This is a genomic window from Peribacillus asahii (genome assembly GCF_004006295.1).
Taxonomy (GTDB): domain Bacteria; phylum Bacillota; class Bacilli; order Bacillales; family DSM-1321; genus Peribacillus; species Peribacillus asahii_A.
In genome coordinates, this window is sequence record NZ_CP026095.1 from 287,501 (window position 1) to 313,777 (window position 26,277).

Consider the following 26,277-nt stretch of genomic DNA (forward strand, 5'->3'; position numbering starts at 1 on the left):
AGCCGGAATCGCTAGTAATCGCGGATCAGCATGCCGCGGTGAATACGTTCCCGGGCCTTGTACACACCGCCCGTCACACCACGAGAGTTTGTAACACCCGAAGTCGGTGAGGTAACCTTTTGGAGCCAGCCGCCTAAGGTGGGATAGATGATTGGGGTGAAGTCGTAACAAGGTAGCCGTATCGGAAGGTGCGGCTGGATCACCTCCTTTCTAAGGAAAAATGAAGAATCTCGGTTCTTCATTAAATAGGCGCTTTTGTTTTGTTCAGTTTTGAATGAGTAATTCATTCAGAACTTTGTTCTTTGAAAACTAGATAATAGATAGAAGGCAATATTTTTTTGCGTCAATTTTCAAAACACCGAGTAAGATTTTTTGAATGGTTAAGTTAGAAAGGGCGCACGGTGGATGCCTTGGCACTAGGAGCCGATGAAGGACGGGACTAACACCGATATGCTTCGGGGAGCTGTAAGTAAGCTTTGATCCGGAGATTTCCGAATGGGGAAACCCACTGTTCGTAATGGAACAGTATCTTTACCTGAATACATAGGGTACTGAAGGCAGACCCGGGGAACTGAAACATCTAAGTACCCGGAGGAAGAGAAAGCAAACGCGATTTCCTGAGTAGCGGCGAGCGAAACGGAATTAGCCCAAACCAAGAGGCTTGCCTCTTGGGGTTGTAGGACACTCTACATGGAGTTACAAAGGAACGGGGTAAATGAAGAGATCTGGAAAGGTCCGTCAAAGAAGGTAAAAACCCTGTAGTTGAAACTTCGTTCCCTCCTGAGTGGATCCTGAGTACGGCGGGACACGTGAAATCCCGTCGGAAGCAGGGAGGACCATCTCCCAAGGCTAAATACTCCCTAGTGACCGATAGTGAACCAGTACCGTGAGGGAAAGGTGAAAAGCACCCCGGAAGGGGAGTGAAAGAGAACCTGAAACCGTGTGCCTACAAGTAGTCAGAGCCCGTTCATGGGTGATGGCGTGCCTTTTGTAGAATGAACCGGCGAGTTACGATTTCATGCAAGGTTAAGTTGATGAGACGGAGCCGCAGCGAAAGCGAGTCTGAATAGGGCGAATGAGTATGAGGTCGTAGACCCGAAACCAGGTGATCTACCCATGTCCAGGGTGAAGTTCAGGTAACACTGAATGGAGGCCCGAACCCACGCACGTTGAAAAGTGCGGGGATGAGGTGTGGGTAGCGGAGAAATTCCAATCGAACTTGGAGATAGCTGGTTCTCTCCGAAATAGCTTTAGGGCTAGCCTCGAGATTGAGAGTATTGGAGGTAGAGCACTGATTGGACTAGGGGCCCCCATCGGGTTACCGAATTCAGTCAAACTCCGAATGCCAAATACTTATACTCGGGAGTCAGACTGCGAGTGATAAGATCCGTAGTCAAAAGGGAAACAGCCCAGACCACCAGCTAAGGTCCCAAAGTTTATGTTAAGTGGAAAAGGATGTGGAGTTGCTTAGACAACCAGGATGTTGGCTTAGAAGCAGCCACCATTTAAAGAGTGCGTAATAGCTCACTGGTCGAGTGACTCCGCGCCGAAAATGTACCGGGGCTAAACATAACACCGAAGCTGTGGATGGACATCTACGATGTCCGTGGTAGGAGAGCGTTCTAAGGGCGTTGAAGCTAGACCGGAAGGACTGGTGGAGCGCTTAGAAGTGAGAATGCCGGTATGAGTAGCGAAAGAAGGGTGAGAATCCCTTCCACCGAATATCTAAGGTTTCCTGAGGAAGGCTCGTCCGCTCAGGGTTAGTCGGGACCTAAGCCGAGGCTGAAAAGCGTAGGCGATGGACAACAGGTTGATATTCCTGTACCACCTATACATCGTTTGAGCGATGGGGGGACGCAGGAGGATAGGGTAAGCGCGCTGTTGGATATGCGCGTCCAAGCAGTTAGGCCGGAAACGAGGCAAATCCCGTTTCCATGAAGGCGGAGCTGTGATGGCGAGGGAAATATAGTACCGAAGTTCCTAATTCCACACTGCCAAGAAAAGCCTCTAGCAAGATGTAGGGTGCCCGTACCGCAAACCGACACAGGTAGATGAGGAGAGAATCCTAAGGTGTTCGAGAGAACTCTCGTTAAGGAACTCGGCAAAATGACCCCGTAACTTCGGGAGAAGGGGTGCTCATTAGGGTGTTAAAGCCCAGATGAGCCGCAGTGAATAGGCCCAGGCGACTGTTTAGCAAAAACACAGGTCTCTGCGAAACCGCAAGGTGAAGTATAGGGGCTGACACCTGCCCGGTGCTGGAAGGTTAAGAGGAGAGGTTAGCGCAAGCGAAGCTTTGAATTGAAGCCCCAGTAAACGGCGGCCGTAACTATAACGGTCCTAAGGTAGCGAAATTCCTTGTCGGGTAAGTTCCGACCCGCACGAAAGGTGTAACGATCTGGGCACTGTCTCAACGAGAGACTCGGTGAAATTATAGTACCTGTGAAGATGCAGGTTACCCGCGACAGGACGGAAAGACCCCGTGGAGCTTTACTGCAGCCTGATATTGAATTTTGGTACAGCTTGTACAGGATAGGTAGGAGCCTGTGAAGCCGGAGCGCCAGCTTCGGTGGAGGCGTTGGTGGGATACTACCCTGGCTGTATTGACATTCTAACCCGCACCCCTGATCGGGGTGGGAGACAGTGTCAGGTGGGCAGTTTGACTGGGGCGGTCGCCTCCTAAAAGGTAACGGAGGCGCCCAAAGGTTCCCTCAGAATGGTTGGAAATCATTCGTAGAGTGTAAAGGCACAAGGGAGCTTGACTGCGAGACCTACAAGTCGAGCAGGGACGAAAGTCGGGCTTAGTGATCCGGTGGTTCCGCATGGAAGGGCCATCGCTCAACGGATAAAAGCTACCCCGGGGATAACAGGCTTATCTCCCCCAAGAGTCCACATCGACGGGGAGGTTTGGCACCTCGATGTCGGCTCATCGCATCCTGGGGCTGTAGTCGGTCCCAAGGGTTGGGCTGTTCGCCCATTAAAGCGGTACGCGAGCTGGGTTCAGAACGTCGTGAGACAGTTCGGTCCCTATCCGTCGTGGGCGCAGGAAATTTGAGAGGAGCTGTCCTTAGTACGAGAGGACCGGGATGGACGCACCGCTGGTGTACCAGTTGTCTTGCCAAAGGCATCGCTGGGTAGCTATGTGCGGACGGGATAAGTGCTGAAAGCATCTAAGCATGAAGCCCCCCTCAAGATGAGATTTCCCATAGCGCAAGCTAGTAAGACCCCTGAAAGATGATCAGGTTGATAGGTCAGAGGTGGAAGTGTGGCGACACATGGAGCTGACTGATACTAATCGGTCGAGGACTTAACCTATTGTTTTGATAACACGCAATGCTTTCTTATTATCTAGTTTTGAAGGAACAACGTTCCTTATATTGTTTGGTGACGATAGCGAAGAGGTCACACCCGTTCCCATTCCGAACACGGAAGTTAAGCTCTTCAGCGCCGATGGTAGTTGGGGGTTTCCCCCTGTGAGAGTAGGACGTCGCCAAGCAAAATAGAAAAAAAGACCAGCAAACTTGCTGGTCTTTTTTTCTATGCCGTTAATAAATGACTTGTTTTCATTGATAAAATGAAAATCTGGTTGATAAATCAATGAATTTCATCGATAAAGTGGAGATGGACAGAACAAATAAGCATTCTCCCATTTACTTGATGTCTTCCTTCACAAAAAAGTTTAATAACTTGGAATCAGCTCTTTTTTTTCATTTATTTGGTCTAGTTTAGGCAGAGGGCGGCCTGATAAGTCAACAATAACCATAGTTGATAAGAGAGCAACATCTTCTTCTTCTTCTGTTCTTCCGATAACAGGGAGGAACCTCGCATAACTTTTAATTTATCTGATGAACAATCATACTTCGCTATTCTTCCTTATACATCAGCACAAAAGGCTTGTGCTTCTTCAAATGTTGGCCATGCTGTAAGGAGTTACCTCCGCTGTCCAGTTTCAGAAGAGCCTGCTTGAACAACGACAGGGAGGACGCTGCTCGACCGTTGCTTAAATGGTCGAGGGAAATGAGTTTACGAGCGGAATGGGAAGGTCTGTTAAATGTAGTTGATACTGTACCAATCAGCCCGATATGCTTGGGTACAGAGGAAAGGGTAAATGTTTCCGCAAGTGTGTTAACGGTTTACCACAATGGTTTTGCTGCATAACAATCTGCAGGGAGATTTATGGGAAACTTTCCGCATCCAGCTGTTTGGACTAATCGTTTAATAAAGTGAAAGCTTAAAATATTATAAAGTGACTAATTGTATTTTTAGCGCATTTAAGAATAATGGCATGTATATTTCCCCTATAAAAAAGGCCTTTACCATACACATTGAATTGTGTTGTCGTAAAGGCCTCCAGATGACTGGTGGGCATTTTCTTCCCCTGAAGAAATTATAATACCGATTGAATTACTAGTAATATAACAATTCATTCGCCGGGAGTCAATAGTTTTTTAAATATTATGTATTTTCCACCATTAACCTGTTAAAACCTAGTTGACTTATTTGAAATATATGATAATATTTGAACATAAATAATATTTCTTATTTAATATAATATATAACTTATTTAGAAAGATGAAGGGATAGAATACTAGTCCTATGAAGTGGAGCAACCTGTGTATATAAGGTGCTGTATTCAGAAAAAGATACACTCAGTTTGAAAGATAAGGTTACAAAACCAGTCTTTCAATCGAGAAAGCTTCTTTAATTTTCTGAATTAAGTTTATTTATGAAAAACATTGAATGATGTGAATTAAACAGAATAGGAACATCATTCAAGTGGATAATTCAATATAAACAATGCTGTCTAGACAACTGGAGGTGTTTTAACAAGGATATTAGGGATATAGGGAGAATTATGTCTTTTTGTTAAAGCACCTCTTTCGTTTAAATAAAAAGGACGTGATCAGATGTTAACATATGAAAATTGGCAGGAGCCGACTATCGAATTTGAACTTGATGAAACATATAAGGCGGCGTTGAACGTCTTGAAATGGAGCTACGAACAGTATGGAGAAGAGATTGTCTATGCTTGTAGCTTCGGGATTGAAGGTATTGTTTTAGTAGATTTGATTTCTAAAGTAAAGCCGAATGCGACGATTGTTTTTCTAGATACAGATGTTCATTTTAAAGAAACATACGAAACAATTGAACGTGTGAAGGAGAAGTACCCAAGTTTAAATATTGTTATGAAGAAGCCGAAGTTAACCCTAGAGGAGCAGGCCTCGGAATTTGGCGATAAATTGTGGGAGAGCAATCCTAATCAGTGTTGTCAAATACGAAAGTTGGTTCCCCTGAATGAAGTATTATCCGACTCTAAGGCTTGGATTTCTGGCTTGCGCCGCGAACAATCTGAAACAAGAAAGCATGTTCAATATATTAATCGCGATGATAAGTTCCAATCGGTGAAAATTTGCCCGCTTATTCATTGGACGTGGAAAGATGTATGGCGCTATGTTCATAAGAATGATTTGCCTTACAATCCTCTTCATGATCAAGGATATCCAAGCATAGGTTGTTCCCATTGCACTGCACCAGCGTTTAATGCAGATGACCTGCGTTCTGGTAGATGGCAAGGGCAAGGGAAAACAGAATGTGGATTACACGGATAAAGGATTCGCTATATGCTTGAATATATAGCAATAGCCATTAGTTTATTTTTTGCAATGAATATTGGAGCCAGCGGGGCTGCAGCCTCGATGGGGGTTGCTTATGGGGCAGGTGCAGTCTCAAAAGCACGCTATGCTTTACTAATTTGTGCGCTTGGTGTTTTTGCAGGAGCAGTATTAGGCGGTGGAGAAGTCGTAAAAACGATTAGCTCCGGGATTGTTCCGCAAGATATAATCAATGTCAAGATTGTCGTCATTATTTTAGTATCTGCTACAAGCTCGTTGTTTTTTGCCAATCTTCTTGGTATTCCTTTATCAACGAGTGAAGTAACGGTTGGCGCCGTTGTAGGGGTTGGGATTGCTTACCAAGTACTGTTTGTTAAATCGCTGTTAGTGATTATGATGTTTTGGGTGCTGGTGCCAATCGTAGCCTTCGGCGCGGCTTGGTTATTTGGTAAATTGCTATGTATCGTTCAGCAAAAAGGCTATTTACAAGATCGCCCTTGGTTAACGGTTATTTTAATTCTTGCCGGTTTCCTTGAAGCTTTCTCGGCTGGTATGAACAATGTGGCTAACGCAGTAGGCCCGCTTGTAGGTGCGGGGATGATCTCTGTGACAAAAGGAATATGGATTGGCGGGGCATTTGTAGCCATCGGGGCCATTTTCCTTGGAAAACGAGTTTTGGAAACAAACGGAAAGAAAATCACAAAATTCTCAAAACCAGAGGGGATTTTAATTTCCGGAACAGGTGCAGTCCTAGTTGGTATTAGCTCCATCTTTGGCTTACCTGTCCCGCTTACTCAAGTCACTTCCGCAGCGATTATTGGTCTTGGGGTAGCGAAAAATGGTAAAGAGCTTTTTCAGAAGAATATTGTAAAGAAAATTGTTAGAATTTGGGTTGTTTCTCCTATATTTTCATTGGCTATTTCTTATTTTTTAGTTAAGCTCTTTTTAGAAAGCGATTTGTATTCCGTTATTGTGCTGCTAAGCGTTATGGTAGGTACATTGGTAGCGATTAGCTTAATGAAAGCAATGCGAGAAGAAGAGCAAGCGATACATGAAGAAGGCGGAGGAATTTAACCTTAAAACCGAGTATAATTGTCTAATTAGGAGGATAAAAATTATGAGTTTACAACCACATGGAGGAGTATTAATCCAAGCTTATCATCCAGAAACATCTCTTCAAGGAATTGATAGAGAAATAGAAATCGATGCGATTGCTTTAAGTGATCTTGAATTGATTGGAATTGGCGGGTACAGCCCAATTGATGGTTTCTTATCGAAAGCAGATTATGAGAATGTTGTAGAAAATATGCGATTAGCTTCTGGAACAGCTTGGAGCATTCCGATTACGTTGCCGGTTTTAAAAGAAGTGGCAAGCGATTTGCAAGTAGGAGAAAAGGCTAAACTTAGCTATCAAGGTGAAGTATACGGCTTGATTCAAGTAGAAGATATTTATGAGCCGGATAAAGAAAGAGAAGCATTATTAGTGTATGGCACAACTGATTTAGAGCATCCAGGTGTTAAAAAGTTACATGAACGCCCTGAATTATATGTTGGCGGTAAAATTACATTAGTGAAAAGACCAGAAAAAACATTTGCAGAATATACATTCGATCCAATCGAAACAAGAGAAATTTTCAAGGAAAAAGGCTGGAAAACAATTGTTGGTTTCCAAACGAGAAACCCGGTTCATAGAGCACATGAATACATTCAAAAAGCAGCTTTAGAAACAGTTGACGGTCTATTTTTAAATCCTTTAGTTGGTGAAACAAAATCAGATGATATTTCTGCAGCTATTCGAATGGAAAGCTATGAAGTGCTTCTATCAAACTATTATCCTGAAAGTCGTGTTCAATTAGGTGTATTTCCTGCAGCGATGAGATATGCAGGTCCAAGAGAGGCAATTTTCCATGCGCTTGTTCGTAAAAACTACGGTTGTACGCATTTTATCGTAGGTCGCGATCATGCAGGTGTTGGCGATTACTATGGAACATATGATGCTCAGAAGCTATTTGATCAATTTGAGGAAGAAGAGCTAGGCATTAAACCAATGAAGTTCGAGCACAGCTTCTATTGCAGTAAATGTGAAGGAATGGCGACAACGAAAACATGTCCACATGACAGCTCATCACATATTATCCTGTCTGGAACGAAGGTTAGACAAATGCTTCGCAGTGGAGAAGTTCCACCAAGTACATTTAGCCGACCTGAAGTCGTTGAAGTATTAATTAAAGGGCTTAAACAAGAAGTTCTTTCATAAGGAGTTTGGTTAAACAATCTTTTCAATAAAATGATTGTTAGCTCATTCTAGCTCTGGTTTCATGAAACCAGAGCTACTTTTCAACATAGCTGAAAGTTTTTTGAAATGACGTCTTTATACAAAATAATAATTTTTATAATAGGACCGATAAGGAAGGGGTAATTCAATTGAGTACAAATATCGTTTGGCATGAAGCATCTATTTCTAAGGATGAAAGAAGAAAACAAAATAAGCATCAAAGTTTTATTCTTTGGTTTACAGGATTGTCTGCATCTGGGAAATCATCTGTAGCAAATGCGTTTGCAAGAACATTATTTGAACGAGGAAATCAAGCATTTGTGCTAGATGGTGATAACGTTCGTCATGGCTTGAATAAAGATTTAGGATTTAATGAGGATGATCGTAAAGAAAACATTAGACGAATTGGTGAAGTTTCGAAGCTGTTCGTGGAGAGCGGCCAAATTGTTTTAACGGCTTTTATTTCGCCATATCGTGCTGATCGTGATCTTGTTAGGGAATTAGTGGAAGAAAATGAGTTTTTAGAAGTGTACATTAAGTGTTCCGTTGAAGCATGTGAGAAGCGAGATCCAAAAGGGCTTTATAAAAAAGCGCGTAATGAAGAAATTAAAAACTTCACAGGTATTAGTGCACCGTATGAGGAGCCAGAAAACCCTGAAATTGTACTAGATACAGAACGTTACACAATTGACGAATGTGTTGAACAATTAACAAATATTTTGACAGAAAAAGGTTTAATATAATAAGAGTGCTCTTTTTAGGGCATCGGTAAAAATAAGGAAATCATCATCAATGAATAAGGGGAACACAAACATGGCGAAAGTATATTTAGTAGGTGCAGGGCCTGGTGATCCAGAATTGATTACGTTAAAAGCAATCAAATGTATACAGCAGGCGGATGTTATTTTATACGATCGCCTTGTCAATAAGGAACTGCTTTCTTATGCAAAAACAGGCGCAGAACTTATTTATTGCGGTAAGCAGCCAGACCATCACGCAATGACACAAGAAACAATTCATCATTTTTTAATTCGTTATGCGAAGAGCGGAAAGATTGTGACGAGATTAAAAGGTGGCGATCCTTTCGTTTTTGGTCGAGGTGGAGAAGAAGCAGAAGAGCTTGTAAAGGAGAATATTCCATTTGAAATTGTCCCGGGAATCACTTCTGGCATCGCTGCTTCCGCTTATGCCGGTATTCCTGTTACGCATAGGGATGTCAGTTCAAGTGTAGCCTTTGTTACGGGTCATCATAAAAATGATAGACAAGAAAATGAAAAGTGGGAAAGTTTAGCTAAGGGAATTGATACATTAGCGATTTATATGGGAGTAAGCAATCTTCCTTATATTCGCGAACAACTTTTGAAACATGGGAAGAGTGAAGATACCCCAATTGCTCTTGTTCATTGGGGGACAACGGATATTCAAAAAACGGTGACGGGAACGCTTGCGACTATTGTAGATATTGTCCGTGAAGAACAAATTGAAAATCCGAGCATGATTATTATCGGTGAAGTCGTACGCTACAGAGAAAAACTAAAGTGGTTCAAGGAGAATATCCAAACTTTATCACCAATCAGCGAGGCGTTGTAAATGAAACAGGCAGTGCTATATGTATGTCACGGAAGCAGGGTCAAAAAAGCTTGTGAGGAAGCGATTGCCTTTCTCTCCCGTTGTCAGAAACATGTGGAGGCAGAGATTCAAGAAGTATGTTTTCTTGAGCTTGCCTCTCCTTCTATTGAAGAAGGATTTTCATCTTGTGTCCAACAGGGGGCCACACATATAGCTGTCGTACCTCTTTTACTGCTGACAGCGGTACATGCAAAATATGATATTCCACTTGAGCTAGAAAAGGTATCTCAGCAGTATCCTGGGGTTCAAGTGACTTATGGTAAACCGATTGGTGTGCATGAGAAAATGGCTGAAAGTGTAGTGGAAAGAGTGTTGGAACAAAATGAGGGGTATCCGGATTCTTCTGTGATTGTGTTAATTGGAAGAGGAAGTTCAGATCCGGATGTTGTAAAGGATTTAGAATCCATTGGAGAGTTGGTCAAGAAGCACTCTCATATAGAGGATGTTAGAATATGTTATTTGGTAGCAGCAGAACCGAAGTTTGAAGATATGCTTGCCGAACTGACGCTGTTGAAAAATCGGTCTATTTTTCTCGTACCTTACTTATTATTTACTGGAGTGCTCATGAAAAAAATTGAGAGTCAAGTACAACTTGCACAAGAAGAGAATAATAATATTAGGTTATGCCGCTACTTAGGATATGATTCGAAAGTAGAGGAAGTATTCACAGAACGAGTACTAGAAGCCATGAGAAATACAGATTCAAGCTATACATTCAATGGACAGTATAAGGGGATTATGGAATAGGTGAAGTGTATCTTTCTTTGGAAAGATACACTTCAAACAACGGTATTTTCGCCTTCTGGAAAAATGTATGTTAAAATAATGCTAATTCTGTATTTGCCATTGGGGGATTAGCGATGGATTCTACTAAAGAAGCAGTGATACTCTCGTTTGCTGAATGGCTGCGTAGTCAAGGTAAATCGGAGAATACAATTAAAACATATACTGGTGTTCTTTCGCAATTTTATGAGTATAGTAAAATGAAAGTAGAGTCAGTAGAGACAGAACATATACAAATGTATCTCGACTTTTTAGAAAATTCCAAGAAAAGTTCAGGCACTATTGAAAAACATTATATGGCATTATCTGTTTTTTATAAATACCTTGGTAAACCGCAGGTAATGCTGTCTGTGGAGCGGAGAGTAAATGAAGCGAAGCAAGAAGCTCCTGATTCTTTACGTGATGAGGAACAAGCGGCTTTATTAAAAATGGTGGTAGCAGAAGGGAATTTACGCAATATTACGATTGTCTATCTGTTGTTACATACCGGTATTCGTGTTTCAGAATTATGTGATTTAGACTGCGAAGACATTGTGGTAGAAAGTAATAAGTGGTATATCCAGGTGCGGAATGCGAAGAGAAAGATCGATCGAACAGTACCGCTAACAGATGCAGCTCAAGCGCATTTGAAAAATTATCTCGATTCATTAAAAGAACAAGCAGAGCCTTTATTCATCTCAAGTTATAATCAAAGGATGACACCGCGTTCTGTGCAGTATCTTTTGAAAAAATATAATGTACATCCGCATAAATTACGTCATACATTTTGCCAAAGGTTAATTGATAATGGAGTGGATGTGCTTACCGTTTCAAAATTAGCTGGACATAAAGATTTAAATATGGCAAAGCGCTATGTAAGAGTAAAAGATGATTCGTTTGTCGATGCGATTGACCAAGTGTTTAATCATGATAAGAATGGAAGCTGATTGGTAGCAAGCTCTGTTATAAGATGAAGATATTCAAGACGAAATCTTATTAGGTTTTGTCTTTTTTTGTACTCGGCTATGTCATATGATACTGTGGCTTGTTGATTCACTTCGTGTGAGCCTACGGTTTAGCATAGCCTTGTACTTAAGAAAGTATACAATCAGAAGAGGATGAATACGTCTTAAATGGGGGCAGGGGGAGAGCTCTCTCCCCCTGCTAGCCTAAAATGTATTTTGAGTTTGTTATTCTTTTACTCCAATCACCCGAATTCGTTTATAATCTGCTACCCATTGACCGTCTATATATAAATGTTCTTTTAGATGTTGTTCGACCTTCGTTATGATTATTTCTCTTGTTTCCTTTGTTACCCCTTCAAACATTGTGCCGCCAAACATTTCAATCCAATTTCTTAATCCATTCTCGCCGTCCAAAGGAGTTGGTCGGTCGATATGCTGCGCAAAGGTAACTCTAAATCCAGTCTCCTCCATTAAAGCTGAGTATTCACCGATGCTTGGATAATACCATGGAAACTTCTCAGCTTGTTCTGTCATTCCTAAGCTTGCGAATTGCCTCATGATTTCATTTGTAATCGTTTGTACATTACCTTTTCCACCAAACTCTGCCACGAATCTTCCACCTTGTTTTAAGCTATGGAAAATACAATGAAGCGCAGCACTTGGCTCTTTTATCCAGTGAAGGACAGCGTTAGAAAATACCGCATCAAATTCGTTCTGATAGCTTAAGTTTGTGGCATCTTGTACGCTAAAATCAATATGCGGATATTTCTCTTTTGCTTGTTGAATCATGTTAGGAGATTGGTCCACCCCTATAATCTCGCATTCTGATTTTAATAGTTTGTTAGCTAAGTCGCCTGTACCGCAGCCAAGATCTAGAATTCTTTCTCCTTTTTGGGGAGCTAATAATTCGACTAAATGATTCCCGTACTGAGATATGAAGGCATGTTTGATATCATATAGATTGGCATTCCAATGATCGTTTGTTGCTTGCATTTTTCCCATTTTCACTCGCTCCTATCATGAAATAGTTGTGTTAATGGAATTATACTTGATGGGATATATAATAAAAATTAACAAAAAAGAAAAAATTAATAACAAAATGTTATTATAATAGGGAGTCGTTATGGATATTAAATGGATTAAAACGTTTATAATAGCCGCACAGTATGAAAACTTTCGTCAAGCGTCAGAAGAATTGTTTGTAACGCAGCCTGCGATTACAAAGCATATAAAAAGATTAGAAGAACAATTAAATAGTCAGTTGTTTGAAAGAGTCGGTAAACATGTTGCGTTAACAGCGGCAGGGCATCATTTTCTTCCGTATGCAAGGGAGATTCTTGCTCAATATGAACAAGGATTAGACGAATTCGAAGCGTGGAAACAAGGCTATAAACGTAAATTAAGTATTGCAACGGCACCGCAAATTGCTTCATCGGTATTGCCTTTCTTATTACGCAGTTTTATGGATCAGTATCCTGATATAGAAGTGTTAATCAATGTATTGAAATCGTATGAAATCGGTGAAGAAGTGAGTGCAGGAAGAGCAGATATAGGATTAACAAGAGTTAAACCTATACAAACGAATATTCAGTGCCAGATGATTCATGAAGAACCGGTTATATTAGTGGGGCCTAATGATGTAAGTTTGGATGAAAAGGCGGGATTACATACGTATCGGTTAATTACGCATAATCATCCTGCCTATTGGAATGACCTGTTGCATGATATTAAGCGATTGTATCCAAATGTTCGAACAATGGCAGTTAATCAGGTAGAAATCACAAAGAAATTTATCGAACAAGGACTTGGTATTTCTTATTTGCCTCGTTCGATGGTGAAAGAAGAAATAAGTATGGGTAAATTGCTAGAAGTAAAAAGTAATCGAATTAGTCCGCCTGCATCAGCTACATATATATTAACAAAAGTAGAAACAAACGAAGCCGCAGCCTTTAGTCAGTTTTTGGGAGAAGAGATTGTGAATTTTTAAATCGCCTTAATCCCAAAAATTAAAGAGAAGGTCTCCGATTTTCTCTGGTTTCCAATAAGCAACTTGTTGAAGTTCGGCATCGTTTAATGAGTGTTCGGTATTAAGTGAAAAAGGTTTACTTAACTCTTCTTTACTGTAAACGGTATAATAAGGGCTAAATTCTTGCGAGAGAATAGATTCATTAGTGAATAGGATATAAGAGTCTTTAACCTCTGCAGCAAAGGCGATGATAGGATAGTGAGCATTGAGAAGGATATAAATAAGTCGATTGAAAACCTTCACTTGAACTTGATAAAAGTTAGTAGCCTCCAGTTGTGTGTGAAAGGATAAAACCGTTCCATTATGATGGAGGAGGACTGAATAACAGATATCTTTAAATCGTTTTTCCTCAATGCTTGGCGGGGGAACCTCTTTTGCGTTATAGAAACCGGTTATGCCATATAGAAGTTTCATTGAATCACCTTTTTTCTGTTTTTCTCTTATTTTGATTTAATAACCCGCTTAATTTGACTGACATAACTGAATAACAATAAGGGATAAGAAAAAGTCCGATTGATGTTGAAATCGGACTTTTATTCAATAAATGAATTATTTTTCAGGAACTATAACACTTTTTCAAGATTGACTCGGCCGGAGAAGAAGACGGCACCGTTCCCCATATCAGCAAGTCGATCTGGAGTAAGAGCATTGATGTGCTGCTTCTTATCGGAAGTGTTCTGCCATAATCCTTGGCTAACAAGGACGCCAGCTAGGACATTATCACCGGGAGCCGCTTTTAAGATACATTCACCGCGCTCGTTCCAGATACGGACCATATCGTCGGTATCGATTCCTAGTTTAAGAGCATCTGCTATGTTCATATGCAGTTTTGGTTCCTTTTCCATTGAGATATGTTTATCATTATTGGAAAAAGTAGAGTTCAAGAAATTATGATTTGGCGCCGGTATGAATAAAAATGGCAAATCAGAGTCTGTAACAATGGGAGTATACGTTGGCAGTGGTTCGTATCCATGCTGTTTCATTTGTTCAGAATAGAGTTCAATTTTGCCGCTAGGTGTTCGCAGTTTACCTGGGAAGAGCGGGCTCATCTTAGCTTTAACAAATTGATTTTCTGAAAGAGATTCATAGGTAATTCCCTCTAGATAAGGGTTATCAGGAAAATCTAATGCCTGACGAATCATATCTTCCTCTGAATCTTGAAAAGATGCTTCCTCAAAGCCCATGTTAGCGGCTAACAGTTTGAATAACTCAACATTGGATTTTGACTCACCGTATGTTTCTATTACTGGTTTTTGTAATTGTACGTAATTATGCCAGTATGAAGTATAGAAGTCTTCCGTTTCATAAGACGAAGCAGCTGGCAGGACTAGGTCAGCATACATGGCTGTTTCGGTTAAAAATAAATCATGGACAACGGTAAATAAATCTTCGCGCATCAACCCTTGCTGAACCTTATTCGCATTGGGGGCCACAAGGACCGGGTTGGAATTGTAAACAAATAAAGAGCGAATAGGTTTTTCTTTTGTTAAAAGGGCCTGTCCAATTTGGTTCATATTAACGACACGTGTTTTCTTATTTTGTAATAAGTCAGGCCGCTGCAGGGCATTCGTGTTAAATGCCAGGTAACCGGAGTTTCCTTTCGTAGCACCGCCGCCCTTTACGACCCATTGACCGGTAAGAGCAGGAAGACAGGCGATTGTTCGTACAGCCATTCCGCCATTATCATGATGCTGCAAGCCGTTACCGATTCGAATGAATGATGGAGTGGTGCTGCCGTACATACGAGCTAATGTATAAAGATCATCAATGGAAACACCAGTAATAGCTGAGACTGTAGCCGGGTCATATTGGCGGACATGTTCGCGTAGTTCAGCAGAGCCCACCGTATATTCATCGAGAAAGGACTGATTGATTAGATTCTCAGCGTATAAAATATGCATGAGGCCGAGGGCTAGGGCGCTATCTGTACCAGGCAGAATAGGAATAAACCAATCGGCCCATTTTCCAGTCTGATTTTTATGCACATCAATAACCACAACTTTTGCACCGTTTTTTCTAGCCTGCTGGGCAATTGTCACTTGATGCATATTTGTACTTACAGCATTGATTCCCCACATGATAAAAAGCTTCGTCTGAATGGTTTCTTCGGGGTCAACGCCGAAAGAGCCGCCCATCGTATAGCTGTAGCCAGTTGCACCAGCTGCGTTGCAAATGGAGCGCTCAAGCCTGCTAGCGCCGAGCTTGTGAAAGAAGCGCCGATCCATTCCTTCTGCACTAAGATTTCCCATATTCCCATAAAAACTGTAGGGCAGAATGCTTTCGGGCCCATGTTGATTAATCAAGGTTTTCCATTTGGAGGTGATAGTATCAATGGCCTCTTCCCAACTGATTGGAACGAATTTTCCTTCTCCTTTCGCACCAATCCGCTTTAATGGTTGTGACAGACGCTTGGAATCATATATGCGAGCTGTCATATTCCGAACTTTATTGCAAATATTCCCTTTAGTAACTGGATGGGTAGAATCCCCCTCGACTTTAATGATTTTCCCGTCTTTCTTATGAAGCAGCAGACCACATTGATCGGGACAATCAAGCGAGCAAACGGAGGGGAAGACCCCATCTAGTTGATTGATATAGGATTGCAGGGTGTACCTCTCCCTTCATAATAAAACAAAATAGTATTTATTTTATTCTACCAGGAATACTAGTGAATTGCTAAAGGGAAGAAAATAGCCTTTAGGTGTATTTATTGGGTGTACACTATTCATACATTACAGGTTAGGGTTCACAATCATAACTCTATTGTACAGGATATAGTGAATGTAGTATTTGTTATAGGTGAAAAGAGTTAGTTTTTTAATGGTTTATTCTGCCCTTTGGGTGAAATTTGAAGTAGAATAGAGAAGAATATTCCAAACACATGGGGGAACAGATAATGATTTACCAGGTAAGATTAATGAAAGGTTTGTTTACGCCAGAAAGAAGTCGATATAAGTTGCAAGATGCAGAAGCAGTGACACATATCGGAAGAAATATTGTAATTCTATATGTCGCTAGTCTTCTTCTTTTTTGCTTATATGGATTTCTTGGAATTGGCTCAGAATCGTTTTCGAAAGAGCTCGTTGGGGTAGGTGAAAGTGAATTTGAAATGGGCAAGCTGCTTATTCTAGCAGGAAATGCTGTAGCAGGACTTCTTTATCCAACGATTTATTTGTTTCTCATTGCTCTATTTGTATGGGCTTTAACAGATATTGCGTATTTAAAAATTTTAATTGTCCAAATGATTATATTTATTGTGCAATTGTTAGAAAAAGTACTTCTCCTTCCTTTTTTTGTTTATATGGATATTAATCATGATGCAAATCCTTTCTCTTTAGGAGTAATCAGTCAGTATCTAGTTTCACAAGAATATGTTATTCATTTGTTTAGTGAAATTACAATTTTTCAAGTGCTTGTGATTGCCATACAGTATTATTATCTGAAAAAAATGACGGAGCGAAATACATATGCCTTGCTGGCGGTTATTGTTTTAAGCTATATAGCAATTTGGCTTTTGAATGCATTATTGGCCTATGTAAAAGTGAGCGTATTTGTTTGAGGGGATGAAGAAAGATGAAACGATGGAAAGTACTTTCAGCTGTAGTAGTTTCAGGTGCGTTACTGGCAACGAACCTCTATTTAATTACAAAAGAGGACAGTAAAGTATCGCGTTCGATTTTTGTGGAAGATTGGACAAAAGTTAAGGCCGCAACCGTAACGGAAACGTTTGAGACGAAGGGGGTTACAATCCCTGCTGAGGAATATGAAGTGTACTTTGATGAATCGGGTAAAGAGTTTCAACGATTTCTTGTGAAAGAGGGGGAAGAAGTAACGGCGGGTACACCTTTATTTGAATACGAAGTAAAGGATTTAGAGAAAAATAAAGGGGAAGTTGAGCGGGAAATTACTGAGATAACTGGTGCGATAACGGAAATAGAGGCATATATTAAGAAGTTAACGGATTACAAAACGCAAGTTCCTACTGCTTCAACGGTTTCGGAAATTGTGCAAGATGGTGTAAGTTTGGATCGCAATGCTTCTTCTGATTTAATTATTAGCACACTTGAACAAGAAATTTATAAACAAGAATTAGAAAAAAGTAAATTAGAAGAGAGAAAGACAAGGCTGGATTCACAATTAACAGCGATGAATGAACTCAGCGGGCCGCTTACGATTGATGCAGAAGTGGATGGGGTTGTGAAACAGATTAATCAATCACTTAACAATCCAGTGGTGACTATTGCCTCTACTCAACAAGCTGTAAAAGGTGTTCTTTCGGAGTCGCAGTTACACAAAACAGCAGTTGGGATGCCAGTTAAAATTACATCTCCGCGTTTAGAGAAAGGGATTAATGGTACAGTTGGACGTGTGGAAAACTATCCAGCGTCAGAACCTTCTCTTAATCAAAAATCGATGTTTCCGTTTCAAGTCGTAATGGAAGCGGATGAAGAAGGAATATCGTCGCTAGCCCTCGGTTCAAAGGTAGATATGACGGTCGTTACAAATGAAGCGGTAGATGTTCCGACGATTCCGGAGAAAACGGTGTATGGAAAGGACGACCTCTTTGTATTTAAGTTAACAAACAATGGATATGTGAATAAACAATATGTTACAGCGGGATTAAGAGCGAATCAAAAGCTTGAGATTACTTCTGGTCCAGCAGAAGGAGAGATGGTGCTTATTACACCAAGGGCAATTCCGAAAAATCATTCAATGTTTATTACTCCAATTCAAACAGAAAAGGTAAACTTAGATACGTATAACACGTTTTCAACTCGTGAGAAATGGCGTTATTTCTTAGTTGGGTTACTGGAGAAATAGTTTTAATTTACTGAAGGGTCTTCCATAGTGAAGTCCTTTTTTGTTTTCTGAATAAATGTTTTATTCAGAAAATTATTTATATTAATATAATTATAAAAATTCTATTGCAAATAAATAACATAGATAGAAAGCGGTTAAATCCAGAATAAAAGAGACTTCATCCAGAGAAAATAACTATTGAGATATAAAAAAACGTTTACACATTTATGATTTTGAGATAGTATGAATTGAGGGTGTTATTTCGCTGAATCTTTTTAGAGCGGGGGACCCGAATTTGCAGAACTTTCTGCTAGGGGTGAATTCAGAAATGAAAGGGCAATTTGTTTCCAAATCCTAACCCGACAGCTAACCTCGTAAGCGACTTAAAGGAAACAATATGTGAATCTTTGTGATAAAGGCACGGGTTGTGTCTTTTTTTGGTCAAAAGAAAGTTCTTTTTAGCTGCAAAAAAGGCTTTCTTTTTATCAACAATTTTGTTTCCTTTACCGAAACAACTGTTTTTTTACAAAAACTATCATGAAAGGTGAGGGATGTATGAAAAAATTCAAATTAAGTTTAGCTAGCCAGATTTTCATTGGTTTACTGATTGGTGTGGTTGTAGGGGCTATTTTTTATGGTAATACAACTGCTCAAGAATATTTGCAGCCAATCGGAGATATCTTTCTACGTCTGATTAAAATGATTGTTGTACCGATTGTTGTGGCAAGTATTGTTGTTGCTGTTGCAGGTGTCGGTGATTTGAAAGCTGTAGGTAAAATTGGTGGTAAAGCAATCCTTTACTTTGAAATCGTTACCACGATTGCGATTATCGTTGGAATTATAGCAGCGAATGTTCTTCAGCCTGGTGCTGGTGTGAATATGGATAAATTAGAACAAACTGACATTTCGAGTTATGTAGATACAGCAGAGCATAAGGAAGAAGCGGGTTTTATTGAGACGATCGTCCATATTGTCCCAACTAATCCAATTGCAGCTATTGTAAATGGTGATATGCTTGCCATTATTTTCTTCTCGCTTATGCTAGGGCTTGGAATCGCAGCTATTGGAGATAAAGGAAAGCCGGTTCTGCAATTCTTCAACGGAGTAGCAGAGGCGATGTTCTATGTTACGAATATGATTATGAAATTTGCTCCATTCGGTGTATTTGCATTAATTGGGGTAACAGTGTCTAAGTTTGGTTTGGCCTCCCTGATTCCATTAGGGAAGTTAGCTCTTTCTGTATATGGAACGATGATTTTCTTTGTTCTAGTTGTATTAGGGCTTATCGCAAAATTAGCTGGCTTTAGTATTTTTAAACTGATTAAAATCTTAAAAGAAGAATTGATTTTAGCTTTCTCAACAGCGAGCTCTGAAGCGGTTCTTCCAAGAATTATGGACAAAATGGAAAAAACAGGTTGTCCGAAACATATCGCTTCTTTCGTTATCCCGACAGGTTACTCATTTAACCTTGATGGATCAACCTTATATCAGGCATTAGCAGCCATCTTTATTGCGCAAATGTACGGTATTGATATGAGTATTATGGATCAAGTTACATTAATGCTTGTGTTAATGGTTACATCGAAAGGGATTGCTGGAGTTCCAGGCGTATCATTTGTTGTATTATTAGCGACACTTGGAACTGTTGGAATCCCAGTTGAAGGTTTAGCGTTTATTGCGGGTATTGACCGTATTCTAGATATGGGACGTACAGTTGTAAACGTAATCGGAAATTCGCTAGCAGCAATTGTTATTTCTAAATGGGAAGGGCAATTTAACCCTTCAGCAGCAGATGAACAAGTGAAGCAAGTGTCATAATGATATAAAATCCAGAGCGGTGATGCTGCTCTGGATTTTTTTATAGCTATATCTTTACAGAGAAGACTTGTTTGACAAAAAAGAAGGAAGGTTACTAAGATAAAAATATACATACATAAGTCGGTATATAGAGGGGGAGAATAGATGTCTTGGATCACGTTGCTCATGTTTGTAACAATAGCCGTGTTTGCTTTGTCTAAGGTTTTACCAGTAAAAGGGGTTAAGAGTATTACAACAGAAGATTTAGCGAATGATTTATCGTTAAAGGTAAAAAAACAGTATATTGACGTTCGTTCTGAAGTTGAATATAACGACCGTCATATACCGCAATTTGGCAACATCCCCCTTCACTTGTTAAAGCAAAGAGTGAATGAGTTGGATAAAAAGAAGCCGGTAGTTATCATTTGTCATAGTGGAATGAGAAGTATAGGTGCGGCAAAAATACTTAAAAAATTAGGTTTCGAACAAATTGAGAATGTTAGTGGTGGTATAAACGCCTGGAGAGATTAAGAAATTCTAAAAAAAACACCGTCCTATCTTTTGGAATGGTGTTTCTTTTTTTGTGAATGAGCAAATTGTCACTATGTTTTAGTGTCTAATTTTACACTGTTTATGTATAAAATACTCCTGTAATCCCTTATTTTAACCATTATATGGTGATATTTCCTAAATGGAATGAACTTTGTTCTGCCTTCAAGGGTTTATTCCACTTTAGTGGTATGATAGTATGACTTTAAATGAATGTACAAGGTTAACGAAATATCATGTGATTGTGAAGAAGTAAGAAAATTGATAAAATGAGCGCTCTAATTCCACGGAAAGGTCGGAGGGAAGTGGGTTATGAAGCATGAGATTAGGGAAATCTTATATATGCATGTGCAAGCTTCTGAACGTTTTGTGATTTCAAATGGGATGAGCTTTTGGGAGTTTGTTAATTCTTTAGAAAAGCCATTGCAACATCTTTTGTTGTTAAAACATGATTATGGTGATACACAATTTAATTTAAATGTTGCTTTAGATTATGTACCGAGTGAAGGTGTAGCGAAATTTATTAAACAAGATGTGAGAACGTATGGTGAGTTTTGTTGGATTGACTTTCAAGAAGAGGATAGTTTAGATGAATTGAGCGGAATGGAGTTGGCTGAGCTGCTCTATCTTGGGCATATGAAGCATCATTTAAAACAGCCGTTCTTTTCCAAATTACATAATCAGTTTGTTTACTTATCACAGGACGATGGATGGTTTAGTAAAATTTATTATCGTTCATTACCTATGTATTATAAAATGTTAGGCAGTGTTATTTCTTTAAAGCTTGAAGGATTAAAAACAGATAGAACGTGGTTTGGTTTGAGGAAAAAACGAGATTTACCTATTATACCAGTGGAAATGCTTGAGGAGTTGTCTGCTATGCTCTCTGAAGGGGTTGTTTTTTCTCTTAAACATGCTATTGAAACGAGAGTGAAAATGGAGATTCCAATATGGGTAGTAGGGGATTTCACGAATATGGATGACATGCTGGATTATTACTATGAGCTGCAGAAGCAAGAACCCGATGCTTATATTACTTTTTTATGGAAAACGAAGGAATGGTCAATTGTATTAAATAAATGATAAAGTGAAACTTTCATCAGCAGGGGCTTAGTGTTCTTTTAGTGTAGGATAAATTTCGTTGCCGAATGAAGTTTCACATATAATTAGTTGTGTGGTGACATAGAATGCAATGAATGTCATTCGATAAATATGTATGTTACACAATAGTAATAATTAACAAATTTATGTAACGCACTCTATTTAATAAAACTTTGTTCGTTTTTGTTGAGAAATGATACAATAAATAATGGTGAAAAGAATAATGGAGGTCACATAAATGAAAACTAAACTCGGCTTGCTTTATGGTGGAAAATCTGCAGAACATGAGGTTTCCTTACAAACGGCAATGGCGGTTATTAAAGCACTTGATTTGGAGAAATTTGATATATATCCGATTTACATAACAAAAGAAGGAGCTTGGGTGAAAGGGCCGCAATTGACAGCACCAGTTGAAAACGTTGAAGAATTAGCATTTCCAAATGGAAGTCAAGTAGCTCCGCTTTCTTTGCAAAAAGCGAATGAAACAAATGAAGATGGCTATGATGTTTTATTTCCGCTATTGCACGGGCCAAATGGTGAAGATGGTACGGTTCAAGGGATGTTTGAATTATTAAACTTACCATATGTAGGTAATGGTGTTTTAGCGTCATCGGCAGGTATGGATAAAGTTATTATGAAAAATATTTTTGCACAAGCGGGCTTGCCGCAAGTTAAGTATACATGGTTAATTCGTTCTGAATGGGAAGCGAATCGAGAAGAAGTCTATAACCAAGTAGAAGCAGAACTCGGCTATCCTAATTTCGTAAAACCGGCGAATTTAGGCTCAAGTGTTGGAATCAGTAAGTGTTCTAACCGTGAGGAATTGGAGAAGGCGTTCGTAGAGGCGTTTCAGTTTGACCGAAAAATTATTATCGAAGAAGGCGTTACAGCACGCGAGATTGAAATTGGTGTGCTTGGAAATGATTCTCCTGCTTGCTCGGTTGCAGGAGAAATTATTTCAGGAAAAGACTTCTATGATTATACAGCAAAATATACAGATGGTAAGTCGACAATGGTTATTCCAGGTGATGTGACAGAAGAGCAGTACGCAGAATTATCTAAAATGGCCATTACCGCGTTTAAATCGTTAGATTGTTCAGGGTTGGTTCGTGCAGATTTCTTTTTAACAAAAGAAGGGGACTTCTATATTAATGAAGTAAATACAATGCCTGGTTTTACGCCATTTAGTATGTTCCCGTTATTATGGAAGCATACAGGGGTGGAATATCCAGTTTTAATTGAAAAGCTCGTCCAACTTGCGCAAGAACGTTATGAAGAGAAACAAAAAATTAAATATACAGTATAACTATTGTTATTTATTTGTTAATTAGATGAGGTAGGATGTAGGCAGAAGCGCTAGAATGTATAGGCTTCTGCTTTGTTTTATAATGAAACAGCCTATAGGAGGAACGAAAAATATGATAAATCGCATGTTAAAGCAGATTCATGAGATGGTAGGTGGCCTAAATGTAATTGCAGAATGGGAGTCTGTTCAGGTTGCTGGCGTATCGATTGATTCTCGGAAAGTAGAGCAGAATAATTTGTTTGTTCCACTGCTTGGAGAGCAAGTCGACGGTCATAAGTATGTCGAGAAAGCAATTCAACAAGGAGCTGCTGCTTCTTTATGGCAGCAAAATGTCCCGAATCCACCGAAGGATATCCCCCTTATTATCGTGGAGGATACAGAAGTGGCATTACAAGAACTAGCAAGAGCTTATCGTGGACAGTTGAATGTGAAAGTAATTGGCGTGACAGGCAGCAATGGAAAAACGACAACAAAGGATATGACCGCTGCTCTTTTAGCGACGACTTATAAGGTACATAAGACAAGTGGGAATTTTAATAATCATTTAGGATTACCGCTAACGATTTTGTCGATGACAGAGGATACAGAAGTAGCCATTTTAGAAATGGGGATGAGTAATCGAGGGGAAATTGAGTTTCTTTCGAAGCTAGCTCGCCCTGATGTTGCGATTATTACAAATATTGGGGAATCTCATTTGTTAGATTTGGGATCAAGAGAAGAAATTGCTCGTGCAAAGCTAGAAATTATCGAGGGTCTCGCTGATGAAGGAACATTTATTTATTACGGAGATGAACCTTTATTGTCAGAGCAAATCCAAAATCGAGATAAAGATTTGCGTATCCAATCTTTCGGTCGTTCTAGTGAGAATGATTTGTATGTAACTTCAATTGAACAACGAAATGATAGTACAGCTTATAAGGTCGCGGGTACATTAGTCGGTTCTTACGAAATTCCGGTTCTTGGGAATCATAATGTGATGAATGCTTTAGCAGCTATGTTAGCAGCTAAGGAATTGAAGGTGGATCAAGTAAAAATAGAAGAAGGGCTAGCTTCGATTCGATTAACGAATATGCGAATGGAAATAGTTGAAGGGGCTAAAGGAGAAAAGGTCATTAATGATGCTTATAATGCTAGTCCTACATCAATGAAAGCAGCGATTGAATTAATTGAGGGGCTTTCCGGATTTGATCGAAAAATTCTTGTGCTCGGTGATATGTTGGAATTAGGTTTACAAGAGCAGGATTTTCATTTGAAAATTGGTCAACGTATTTCAAAAGATGAAATTGATGAAGTATTTACTTATGGTCCTCTTGCTGAACATATTGCCATAGGTGCGCGTGAAACATTTGAGGAGAATCGTGTATTTTCTTTTCAAGATAAGCAGCAATTAATTGAAGAGTTAAAAAGACATACGCAAGCTAATGATCTTATTCTTGTAAAAGCATCAAGAGGTATGCGTTTAGAAGAAGTTGTTCAGGCATTACAAAAATAAACAAAAGCCGGTTTACTCGCATGGGTAAACCGATTTTTATTTTATTTGAGGTTTTTAAAGGGATTGGAGGAAAACTTTCTAATAAAGGGTACCTGCGATTAAACAAATATCATCATTGATTTCGGAGTGCCTCATTCGTGAAACTAATATTTCGTGAAGGAGGGTGGATGTGTCTTGATGAATCTTTTCTTTAAATTCCTTTTGAAGCGTATCAAAACGTAAAATATTTGGGTGATTAGGTGATTCAATTAAACCGTCCGTATAGACAATGAAACGACTGCCGGGTTCGTAATAAAATGAATGTTTTTCGATGTCTAAATGCGGATTCAGTCCAATAGGAATAGAATTGGTTGCTAATATGTGTGTATTCTCTGTATGTGGACAATAAATAATAGCTGGTGGATGGCCGCTGTTGACATATTGAAATTGGCGTTCTTTTGTATTGATATATGCAATAAATGCAGTGAAATAGGTGGATTTATATGTCTCCTCGTCTAACTTTTGAAACAATCTTCCCATATGTTCATGTAACTCTTTTGTTATTTTAAACGGATCTTTTACGCGCTTGACTAAGCCAGGCATTAAGGAACGTATGGCCATACTAATAAGAGCCGCATACACACCTTTTCCGGAAACGTCAATCATAATAAGTCCGTACTCTCCCTCGTCTATATGCATCCAAAAGAATAAATCACCAGATATCTCACTAGATGGTTGGAAAATCCCTTGAATTTCTATGTCTGTTTCTGAAATAGGTGGAGGCAAGACAAGTTGTTGGATATGTTTAGCTAGAGTTAAATCCGCTCTTATTCGGTTGCGAATGCTTTCGAGCTCCTGCTCTTTTACTTTTGCTGTATATAATTGTATGCAAATATTTTGTAAAGACTTTAATTTTAATTTTACTTCTATTAGGTCAGCGGGAATTTGAATGGTCTCGTAGATTGTTTTTTTCGGAAGTGCGTAGGGCTCCTTCATTCTTTTGGTGCGTTTATAAACAAATAATATTGGTATTTCATACTTGTCGATAAGCTCGATGATTTTTAGTAAATATATCGATTCTTTTGAATAATATAAAGGTAAGATAAAGAGCATTTGATTATGGTTCTGCTTTTGTATAGTTGCTAATGCCTCTTGTTCAGTTAGGATGATTACATTTCTCTCTAAAGTTTGTAAGGTATGGTGAATTTCTTCACATTCTGGGAGTTTAAGTGTATATAGTTTCATGGTTATTCCTCTGTTTTATTTTGAAGTGTGATTAATCTAGATATATTTTACCATTTAACAGGCTGTTTTTAAAAGCTATACATAATTTTGTTCATTTTAATGTTTAAGCCGTATTATATAATGTTAGGGTTTTGGGAAACAATATGATTAAATGGAGCGAGCATTTTAAGTGAGGTTGGTAATTGGATATCCTTTATTGCAATAGTGGTTGTAAAATGATAATATATAGTATGGGTTTAAACGCCTTAATAACGTATTCATTTTTTATGTTGTTAAGTCAGTTCAAGTTATTCAAGTTTTGTCATGAACATGCACGATTTCATGATTTTGATTTTGAAGGACTATGTACTTTTAGATTAAATAGGCCGAGCGTCTTGATTATAAATAAAAGCTGCCTAAGATGGCGGCTTTAGTTGCTCATAGGGAAGTAGGCTATACGCTTATCCACTTCTGCATTTCCTCAACGCACCGTGCCTGTTTTTTGTATAGAATCTTGGCTCTCGTCAAGTTAGATAGGCAGCTCCATCGGCTGCATGAAAAAGTAAGGTGCAGCAGCCCTCACCTAAATGTTCGGTTCAATCACCGATTATGCTACTTTAACTTTTCCAATTTGAATTTCATCTTGGCTATATATACGAGTAATAAAATGCGCCTATGTTTACAAACATAGTAATGTGTATTTGCTATTGCATCCAGCACAGTAAGAGAAGGCTGATGTATGTTATTTGTTAAATCCATATAT

20 protein-coding genes, 3 rRNA genes and 1 riboswitch (1 of these 24 running past the window's edge) are annotated in these 26,277 nt (G+C 39.3%); of the genes, 19 read left to right on the forward strand and 4 right to left on the reverse strand.

Features of this window, described 5'->3' with window-relative positions:
• The 11 genes from BAOM_RS01555 to BAOM_RS01605 form a co-directional block, all read left to right on the forward strand.
• Positions 1–210, forward strand: a 16S ribosomal RNA gene (locus BAOM_RS01555); it begins 1,340 nt to the left of the window's first position.
• 168 nt (positions 211–378) lie between these two features.
• Positions 379–3,312: ribosomal RNA gene (locus BAOM_RS01560) — 23S ribosomal RNA — on the forward strand.
• Positions 3,313–3,377: 65 nt separating this feature from the next.
• Positions 3,378–3,493 (forward strand): 5S ribosomal RNA (gene rrf, locus BAOM_RS01565).
• The 16S, 23S and 5S rRNA genes sit together here, the layout of an rRNA operon.
• A gap of 500 nt (positions 3,494–3,993) precedes the next feature.
• Positions 3,994–4,155 carry a hypothetical protein gene (locus BAOM_RS24790; RefSeq protein WP_252282896.1) on the forward strand — a complete coding sequence of 54 codons (162 nt, stop codon included), beginning with the start codon at positions 3,994–3,996 and terminating at the stop codon, positions 4,153–4,155.
• 749 nt (positions 4,156–4,904) lie between these two features.
• Positions 4,905–5,606 carry a phosphoadenylyl-sulfate reductase gene (locus BAOM_RS01575; RefSeq protein ID WP_127758780.1) on the forward strand — a complete coding sequence of 234 codons (702 nt, stop codon included), beginning with the start codon at positions 4,905–4,907 and terminating at the stop codon, positions 5,604–5,606.
• A gap of 12 nt (positions 5,607–5,618) precedes the next feature.
• On the forward strand, positions 5,619–6,683 hold the full coding sequence (locus BAOM_RS01580; protein ID WP_127758781.1) for a sulfate permease: 1,065 nt from the start codon (positions 5,619–5,621) through the stop codon (positions 6,681–6,683).
• 43 nt (positions 6,684–6,726) lie between these two features.
• Positions 6,727–7,866: a sulfate adenylyltransferase gene (gene sat, locus BAOM_RS01585; protein WP_127758782.1), complete on the forward strand. Its 1,140-nt coding sequence runs from the start codon at positions 6,727–6,729 to the stop codon at positions 7,864–7,866.
• A gap of 167 nt (positions 7,867–8,033) precedes the next feature.
• Complete coding sequence (gene cysC, locus BAOM_RS01590; RefSeq protein ID WP_127758783.1) at positions 8,034–8,627, forward strand: adenylyl-sulfate kinase; 594 nt, start codon at positions 8,034–8,036, stop codon at positions 8,625–8,627.
• A 70-nt stretch (positions 8,628–8,697) separates the two neighbouring features.
• Complete coding sequence (cobA, locus tag BAOM_RS01595) at positions 8,698–9,474, forward strand: uroporphyrinogen-III C-methyltransferase (protein WP_127758784.1); 777 nt, start codon at positions 8,698–8,700, stop codon at positions 9,472–9,474.
• Positions 9,475–10,260, forward strand: a complete 786-nt coding sequence (locus BAOM_RS01600) for a sirohydrochlorin chelatase (RefSeq protein WP_127758785.1) — start codon at positions 9,475–9,477, stop codon at positions 10,258–10,260. It abuts the gene before it with no gap.
• A gap of 113 nt (positions 10,261–10,373) precedes the next feature.
• On the forward strand, positions 10,374–11,222 hold the full coding sequence (locus tag BAOM_RS01605) for a tyrosine-type recombinase/integrase (RefSeq protein WP_127758786.1): 849 nt from the start codon (positions 10,374–10,376) through the stop codon (positions 11,220–11,222).
• Between the two features lie 243 nt (positions 11,223–11,465).
• On the opposite strand, the gene BAOM_RS01610 is transcribed toward BAOM_RS01605, so the two are convergent.
• Positions 11,466–12,242, reverse strand: coding sequence for a class I SAM-dependent methyltransferase (locus BAOM_RS01610; protein WP_127758787.1), 777 nt, complete (start codon positions 12,240–12,242; stop codon positions 11,466–11,468).
• 121 nt (positions 12,243–12,363) lie between these two features.
• Between BAOM_RS01610 and BAOM_RS01615 the strand changes: the two genes are divergently transcribed.
• Complete coding sequence (locus BAOM_RS01615) at positions 12,364–13,227, forward strand: LysR family transcriptional regulator (protein ID WP_127758788.1); 864 nt, start codon at positions 12,364–12,366, stop codon at positions 13,225–13,227.
• A 6-nt stretch (positions 13,228–13,233) separates the two neighbouring features.
• Here BAOM_RS01615 and BAOM_RS01620 read toward each other — a convergent pair whose 3' ends face one another.
• Positions 13,234–13,680: a hypothetical protein gene (locus tag BAOM_RS01620; RefSeq protein ID WP_127758789.1), complete on the reverse strand. Its 447-nt coding sequence runs from the start codon at positions 13,678–13,680 to the stop codon at positions 13,234–13,236.
• Between the two features lie 149 nt (positions 13,681–13,829).
• A complete protein-coding gene (locus tag BAOM_RS01625) occupies positions 13,830–15,872 on the reverse strand; it encodes a molybdopterin oxidoreductase family protein (RefSeq protein ID WP_127758790.1) in 2,043 nt (680 codons plus the stop codon).
• A 290-nt stretch (positions 15,873–16,162) separates the two neighbouring features.
• Between BAOM_RS01625 and BAOM_RS01630 the strand changes: the two genes are divergently transcribed.
• The 7 genes from BAOM_RS01630 to BAOM_RS01660 all read left to right on the forward strand — a co-directional run bounded on the left by BAOM_RS01630 (position 16,163) and on the right by BAOM_RS01660 (position 24,311).
• Positions 16,163–16,825, forward strand: a complete 663-nt coding sequence (locus BAOM_RS01630) for a G protein-coupled receptor family protein (RefSeq protein ID WP_127758791.1) — start codon at positions 16,163–16,165, stop codon at positions 16,823–16,825.
• Positions 16,826–16,839: 14 nt separating this feature from the next.
• On the forward strand, positions 16,840–18,087 hold the full coding sequence (locus BAOM_RS01635) for an efflux RND transporter periplasmic adaptor subunit (RefSeq protein ID WP_127758792.1): 1,248 nt from the start codon (positions 16,840–16,842) through the stop codon (positions 18,085–18,087).
• 232 nt (positions 18,088–18,319) lie between these two features.
• Positions 18,320–18,462, forward strand: a riboswitch (cyclic di-AMP (ydaO/yuaA leader).
• A 159-nt stretch (positions 18,463–18,621) separates the two neighbouring features.
• Positions 18,622–19,884, forward strand: coding sequence for a cation:dicarboxylate symporter family transporter (locus tag BAOM_RS01640; protein ID WP_127758793.1), 1,263 nt, complete (start codon positions 18,622–18,624; stop codon positions 19,882–19,884).
• A 144-nt stretch (positions 19,885–20,028) separates the two neighbouring features.
• Complete coding sequence (locus BAOM_RS01645; protein WP_127758794.1) at positions 20,029–20,394, forward strand: rhodanese-like domain-containing protein; 366 nt, start codon at positions 20,029–20,031, stop codon at positions 20,392–20,394.
• 330 nt (positions 20,395–20,724) lie between these two features.
• Complete coding sequence (locus BAOM_RS01650) at positions 20,725–21,495, forward strand: hypothetical protein (protein WP_127758795.1); 771 nt, start codon at positions 20,725–20,727, stop codon at positions 21,493–21,495.
• Positions 21,496–21,751: 256 nt separating this feature from the next.
• Entirely contained in the window at positions 21,752–22,819 is a 1,068-nt protein-coding gene (locus tag BAOM_RS01655; protein WP_127758796.1) for a D-alanine--D-alanine ligase, read from the forward strand.
• Between the two features lie 112 nt (positions 22,820–22,931).
• Positions 22,932–24,311: a UDP-N-acetylmuramoyl-tripeptide--D-alanyl-D-alanine ligase gene (locus BAOM_RS01660; RefSeq protein WP_127758797.1), complete on the forward strand. Its 1,380-nt coding sequence runs from the start codon at positions 22,932–22,934 to the stop codon at positions 24,309–24,311.
• 78 nt (positions 24,312–24,389) lie between these two features.
• Here BAOM_RS01660 and BAOM_RS01665 read toward each other — a convergent pair whose 3' ends face one another.
• Entirely contained in the window at positions 24,390–25,535 is a 1,146-nt protein-coding gene (locus BAOM_RS01665) for a PP2C family protein-serine/threonine phosphatase (protein ID WP_127758798.1), read from the reverse strand.
• Between the last annotated feature and the right edge of the window lie 742 nt (positions 25,536–26,277).